9 protein-coding genes are annotated in these 6,423 nt (G+C 47.9%); 2 read left to right on the top strand and 7 right to left on the bottom strand.

Going from position 1 to position 6,423, the window contains the following annotated elements; genetic code table 11:
- The 7 genes from L5M18_RS10385 to L5M18_RS10355 form a co-directional block, all read right to left on the bottom strand.
- Positions 1-126 (bottom strand): transposase (locus L5M18_RS10385; protein ID WP_263196057.1); only part of this gene is annotated, 126 nt, incomplete at its 3' end.
- Positions 127-335: 209 nt separating this feature from the next.
- Entirely contained in the window at positions 336-944 is a 609-nt protein-coding gene (locus L5M18_RS10380; RefSeq protein ID WP_113941610.1) for a thiol:disulfide interchange protein DsbA/DsbL, read from the bottom strand.
- Positions 945-1,073: 129 nt separating this feature from the next.
- Positions 1,074-2,096, bottom strand: coding sequence for a serine/threonine protein kinase (locus tag L5M18_RS10375; protein WP_263147576.1), 1,023 nt, complete (start codon positions 2,094-2,096; stop codon positions 1,074-1,076).
- 2 nt (positions 2,097-2,098) lie between these two features.
- Positions 2,099-2,431, bottom strand: a complete 333-nt coding sequence (locus L5M18_RS10370; protein ID WP_263196850.1) for a DUF3630 family protein — start codon at positions 2,429-2,431, stop codon at positions 2,099-2,101.
- A 13-nt stretch (positions 2,432-2,444) separates the two neighbouring features.
- Positions 2,445-3,899, bottom strand: a complete 1,455-nt coding sequence (locus tag L5M18_RS10365) for a protein adenylyltransferase SelO (protein ID WP_263196849.1) — start codon at positions 3,897-3,899, stop codon at positions 2,445-2,447.
- Positions 3,900-3,908: 9 nt separating this feature from the next.
- Positions 3,909-4,220 (bottom strand): hypothetical protein, encoded by a 312-nt coding sequence (locus L5M18_RS10360; protein WP_131524950.1) that lies wholly within the window; start codon positions 4,218-4,220, stop codon positions 3,909-3,911.
- A 143-nt stretch (positions 4,221-4,363) separates the two neighbouring features.
- A complete protein-coding gene (locus L5M18_RS10355) occupies positions 4,364-5,200 on the bottom strand; it encodes a hypothetical protein (protein WP_263196847.1) in 837 nt (278 codons plus the stop codon).
- Positions 5,201-5,473: 273 nt separating this feature from the next.
- Here L5M18_RS10355 and L5M18_RS10350 point away from each other — a divergent pair, with 273 nt between their 5' ends.
- Positions 5,474-5,833 (top strand): DsrE/DsrF/TusD sulfur relay family protein, encoded by a 360-nt coding sequence (locus tag L5M18_RS10350; RefSeq protein ID WP_006083495.1) that lies wholly within the window; start codon positions 5,474-5,476, stop codon positions 5,831-5,833.
- A gap of 147 nt (positions 5,834-5,980) precedes the next feature.
- A complete protein-coding gene (locus L5M18_RS10345) occupies positions 5,981-6,379 on the top strand; it encodes a nitrous oxide-stimulated promoter family protein (protein WP_212600618.1) in 399 nt (132 codons plus the stop codon).
- The last annotated feature ends 44 nt before the right edge of the window (positions 6,380-6,423 follow it).

The following is a 6,423-nucleotide window of genomic DNA, read 5'->3' as shown; positions in this document are numbered from 1 at the left end:
ATAAATTGACCTGTATAACTCCTTACCAAGGTTTCCTTTTAATATTTTAAAACGGTACTTCGGAGTCCAAACAATATGATATTTGCAACGCCAATAAACATGTGATGAACTTCTATAATCGCCCATGCTTTTCGTTTCCTCTTACTTGTGGTGAATAAGAAGTCTCTTTTAGCATGGGCGTAATTCAGGCTATAGCCTCAAGGAACAATCACCACCGCCAGAGGCGGTGGTTTGGGGATGACAATAAAAAAGAGCCCTTAGGCTCTCTTTAACATGCAATCGATACAGCATTATCATCCGCTCATATGACAGCAGTGCGGGTAACGCCTATCGAATTATTTTCTTGCTAGGTAGAAAGCAATTTCTAACAGCTCGTCGTAGGATTTGATTGCCCCTGTTTCAACACGGTACTTACCGTTAACAACCAGAGCGGGTACACCCGTCAGCTTAGCGTTTTCAGTATCACGCTTCATCTTTGCCATTTGCGCCTTTACCATGAAAGACTCTGCGGCCGCATCGAAGGTTTTACCATCGACACCGTTAGCAATAAACACAGCACGAACATCATCGCGATTAGTAAAATGCTGTTTCTTCTCATGAATAGCAGAGAATAACGCCGCATCCATTTTCTCATCGACGTTTAACTGATGTGCGACTGCAAATGCGCGTGACATTTCAACCCCCATCTCTTTGCCGATAAAATCAACGTGTGCTTGGTTAAACGCAACGCCTTCTGGCTTATCGGTGAGAATTTTTGGCACTACGGTTTTAGAGAAAGTAAAACAATGCGGACAATAGAAAGAGAAAAACTCAGTAATCTCAGGCTTCGCTGTTGCTGGGCCATCGTTAATCACTGTGTAATGCACACCTTCTTGGTATTCCACAGCCGATACTGCCAGTGGCGCCAGTAATAAAGCCGCGGCCATGAGTAATACTTTTTTCATGAAAATTCCTTAAATCATTTTGATAAATTGGCTGGAGACTAACATATTCCATTTTTTGAGTGTAACTCAAGCTTAAGAGTTCAATCTAATGTCACAAGATACGTCTGTGACATCATATTTTGCTCAATGCTAATACGGCACTAGGCTCAGTGGTGGTTCGCTAAGGGCAAATAATTGCTCTTTGAACGCCAAAATCTGCTGTTCCCAATACTTTTCATCCCCAAACCACGGGAAGTTCATCGGGAAAGCAGGATCGTCCCAGCGACGGCCAATCCACGCGTTGTAATGCACCATACGCAGCGCTCGCAACGGTTCAATCAAGGCTAACTGTCTTGTATCAAACTCACAAAATTCTTCATAGGCTTCGAGTAAGATCTCAAGCTGCATCAGTTGCTGCGCTCTATCCCCGGTTAGCATCATCCATAAATCTTGAATCGCCGGTCCCATGCGAGCATCGTCTAAATCGACGAATCCGGGACCGTCTGGCGTCCACAAAATATTGCCTGGGTGTAAATCGCCGTGCAAACGAATGGCCGCAAAATCTTGGCGATCCCAAATCGCATTCGCCTTAGCCAGCACCTGCTCTACTACGGTAAAGAACGGCAAGCGTAGGCTATTAGGCACCAGATTAGATTGCTTTAACCACGCGAGCGGCTCGGCGCCTAAAATCTGCGGATTCAGCGGTTCACGTTCAGCAAATACCGTTTGCGCCGCGTACTGATGTATACGACCGATGAACCGACCCACTAATTCCAGCTGCTCTAAATTATCGACTTCGAAGGCGCGACCACCCAAGGAAGGAAACAGGGTAAATCGATAACCTTGGTACTTGTGTAACGTATGGCCTTCGATAATTACAGGTACGGCAATCGGGATATCTTCTGCCGCGAGTGCGAGCGCATAATCATGTTCCTCTTGGATCTGCGCATCGCTCCAACGGTCTGGGCGATAGAACTTCACCACATAACGCAGTCCTTCATCGCTACGGAACTGATAAACGCGGTTCTCGTAACTGTTCAGCGCGAGTAAGCCCGTTTCTGGGTACACGCCCAGACTTTCGATCGCATCTAAGATCAAATCCGGTGTTAGGGCTTGAAAATGGAACTCTGCGCCGCTAGAACTCGTGGTTGGTGGCGTCATATTCTGACTCATATTCAGTTCACTCTTAGGTGAGGTTGCAGCAAAGTGGCTAAGTATTCCAGCACCTCAAAATCGGCTTCTCGTTCGGTCGAGAGCCAGCAAATGTTGCCGTAAAACTCATAATTGAGCCATAACTGGCTGCCTTCAAATTCTAATAACCATTGATGCCTGTCAGCGCCCCACTGACGCTCGCGCACAGTGCAATCGAGCGCCGCAGCGAAAGGTTCGGCAAAGTCGGCGAAACGATCAAAATCGATATCCGCACTGACCGCTAAACTTAAGGCGCTTCTATCTAAGCGAATGGTATCTAAGCTAATGGCTTTTAGGTGCGTGCTTGGTAATTTCATGCTTGTTATCCAATCAACTACTACATGACATGATCAAACCTTGGCCCCAGTCCGGTGGACGCTTGGCCAAGTCTTCATGCTCTGCGTGTTCGGCAAAGGGCTGAGTTAAGATTTTTTGCAGCAAATGCAGCGGCGCAAGATTACCCTCTTCCACTGCGATTATCGCCTCTTGGGCTAAATAGTTACGCAAAATATATTTGGGATTCACACTATTGCGCCCAGTTTGCCACGCTGGGATATCAGCCACCACGCCCAATCGCTGTTGATAGGCTTGATACCAAACATCAAACTGACAGACATCGATAAAGTCATCCCGCAGCGCACTGTGTTTGCTGGTTGGATCTAACTTGCCTAATTGACGCCAAGTCTGAGTGTAATCGAGTTGATTTTTCTCCATCAGCACAGTAAATCGACCTATAAGTTCGAGATCCTGTTTGTCCTGCTCTACCGACGAAACATCAACTGCTGATAGACCTAGTTTTGCCCGCATCAAGCGCAAATAAGGCTGCACTAGCGCCTCTTGGTATTGATTAAGAATGGCAATTAAGTCATCGGATGGGATCACTGGTGTGAGCGCCTGTGCTAAACGTTGCAAGTTCCACAAACCGACGCCCGGCTGCTGACCAAAGGCATAGCGACCTTCGGGATCCGAATGATTACAGATAAAGTCTTCTTGGAATGTATCGAGGAACGCAAAGGGGCCGAAGTCAAAACTGTCACCTAGAATCGACATATTGTCTGTGTTCATCACGCCATGGGCAAAACCGACCGCCTGCCAGTGGGCAATCATCTTGGCGGTATCTTGCACTACCTGTAAAAACCACGCTTTATAGCCTGCGGCATCACAACTCAAATGGGGATAATGCTGAGTAATAGTGAAGTTGAGTAATTGAATCAGCTTATCGGCACGGCCGCGCTCACTGTGGCAGAAAAACTCGAAATGACCGAAACGAATATGGCTGCGGGCTAAACGCACGGTAATGGCTGCGGTTTCTTGGCTCTCGCGCCATACGGGTAGGTCAGAGCCAATCACCGCCAAGGCACGGGTCGTCGGCACATGTAAATGATGCAGCGCCTCAGAGACTAAAAACTCACGCACCGCGGAGCGCATCACAGCACGGCCATCACCACGGCGCGAATAAGGCGTCGGACCGCCGCCTTTAAGGGCGACATCCCATGCGCCATTTGGACCAATCGCTTCACCTAAAATGATCGAACGTCCATCCCCTAAGCGCGGCGTGTAACCGCCAAACTGGTGGCCACTATAGACTTGGGCATAGTAAGTCGCGCCATCGACGGCAGCATTGCCAGATAAGCCCAATAACAGCTCATCGGTGGGTTGACTTAAGCCTATCAATTGGGCGGCGTCATTACTCCATGCCAGCCATTCAGGCTTAGTTATCCCTTGTGGATATACTTGCGAGTAAAACTCAGGCAGCTGAGTAAAAAAATCCTGTTTAAACTTCATCTTGTCCACCTATTGGCTCATGGTCTTGCAAACCAGCACCGACTTATCGTCGAACTCGCATAGGTGCCCACATTGATAAGATCCAAGGCCAAAACCACTCACGCCAGAACGACTTAGGCGTTGCATACCATGAGCCTTGCTCTGGCATTGCGCTAGAGTATCGTAGTAACCATTAATATCTTCGGCCTGCAAAGGTGTCACCGGAATGGCACTCACATCGGGATAATAAAATAGGGTCCATTCTGGGGTTTTAGTACAGCCACTGAGTAGCAATAATCCAAGCCCGAATAAGACATTCGGTAAGGCATAGCTTAGTTTCATTTTTCCCCTATTAAGCCCATAAAAAAAGCGAACCTTAGTTCGCCTTTTGCGCATTCAGTTAGCAGGGATTCTACACTGCTTAGACGAGGGAAATAACCGCTTTTCGACTAAGGGTTTACCCGCTAAGCGCTCCCTACAACATATCAAGCCGTGGTTGCTTTAGTCTGTGCTTTCTCAATCCGGTTGATTCGGCCCTCAAAGCCAGTGACAGTGCCATCGCTCAGCCCAAGCTCGAGTGCTTTACGACAGATGACAATGGCGGCATCGAAGGCTTGGGTATCATTTAGCAAGGTGGCTAAATGCAGGAAACCGGAAGATTTAAGCTCAGTATCTTTGCCTTGCTCGGCGCTAGCCGCTTGGAACAGTGCAATATACTCTTCCGCTAATTGAGCACCATAGTTGAGGTAATCCGCCGATTTACGCTGTTTGTAGCATTCAGCAATCATATTTTGCAGCGCGGTATAGCGAGCACTGGCTGACGTCGCTCCTTGATACTCCTCAAAGGCCCGAACTAAAGTCACATTCGCCCAAGCCCCTGGCGCACCGACCTCAGAACGTGTGTTCGATGCTGGCTCTGCTTCAGTCTTAACGTCATCTTGTTCATCTGCAGGCGTGGCGCCTAAAATGATCACCGCCTCTTCATTATGGGCCGCAGGAATATCGACTTCGATGATATCTGTATCTAGCGCCACCGAAATGCTCGCAGGGCTTTCGGTCTCACGGGGCATTAATTCGGCTTCAACTTCGATAACGGGCTCTACTTCAGCCACACCAGTATCCTCAACCCTGTTAACTGGCTCAGGTTCTACACGCTCGGGCTCAACAGCGGAGAAAATAGGTGCCTCTTCGGTGGGAACTACAGGTTTTACCGAGGTCGACTTGGGTTTCATCGCCTCTTGTTCTTCTTTCGCCAATCGCTGCGCGCGAAGGAATAAAAACACCCCGACAGCAATCAGTATAAATACGACTAAGATCTTCATTCTTGTTCACCTTTGATGGCCGCTTCTCATCAGAAGCCGTGTCAATGGGTTTGCCAACGTCCATTAGGACAGTGTCCATGGCAACCGAGTCTAGCTAAAAATTGAGCAGAGATTAACCGCTATTAAAGTCCATTGTGTCGGTGCAAATCAAGTATTTATGCCTTTTTATACGATCTTGCGCTCAAATAGTTATAGCCAATTGCGCTAGACTGGCACAATCGAGTTCCCTAATCCCCCCATCCACCTGCTTATAACAAACATAAGGAAAACCTGATGCAAAGTATTCTTATCGTGGCCCATGCCAGTCCCTACGGAACAGAAAAGCTATTTAATAGCTTACGCATCGCATTAGCCCTGAAGGATCAGGACGAGCAAGCGGTCGATCTTAAACTTTTTCTCATGTCAGATGCCGTGTTTGGCGCACTCAAAAATCAAACCACACCTGACTTAAGCTACAACCTGCAGCAGATGTTTGAAATTCTCTCGGCACAACAAGTTCCTATTCTACTTTGCAAGACCTGCGCTCAAGCACGAGGCGTCACAGCGGAAATGATTATCGAAGGTGCGCACATAGGCACACTACAAGATTTAACTCGCTGGACACTGGCCGCCGACAAAGTGATGCATATCTAAGATTTATTTTTAGGTGTGACATTGGGGATAGTTGGATTATTTAAAGCCCCATTTTGTGCGCACCTTCATAAATTGGCGCTTTCGTTTTGTCAGCGCCAATTTCACTGCCTATGATGGGATATCCGAGTGACAAGCTAAGGTATTCCAATGGGCACAGCCACACTGCTTACGGGCAAACTCTTGTACGAACACCAAACCATTGCCGCAATGGTGACGATTTATTGCAAGGCGAAACACCAAGGCCAAGACGCGACGAGCCTATGTGCAGATTGCATTGAGTTATTGGATTATGCCGCAACACGCCTAGATCGCTGCCCCTACGGACAAAACAAACCCACCTGTAATAAATGCCCAGTGCATTGCTACAAACCCGCGCAGAAACAAATCGTCAAAGAGATCATGATCTTTTCTGGTCCACGGATGTTATTACCGCATCCCGTTCGTGCAATCAAACACTTACTCGCGGAACGCATTCCCGTTCCCAGCGTTGTGCCAGAGGCGGCTTCAAATCGTCATCGGCGCATAGCAAGCCAGCAGAAAAACTAACGGCGATACTTTTACCGAGCCGATTTCCCTGATATAACAGGGCT

It is taken from the genome of Shewanella sp. SM20 (assembly GCF_025654545.1).
GTDB lineage: Bacteria > Pseudomonadota > Gammaproteobacteria > Enterobacterales > Shewanellaceae > Shewanella > Shewanella oncorhynchi.
Note: the sequence above shows the minus strand (reverse complement) of the source record. Positions and strands in the feature narration are given on the sequence as shown.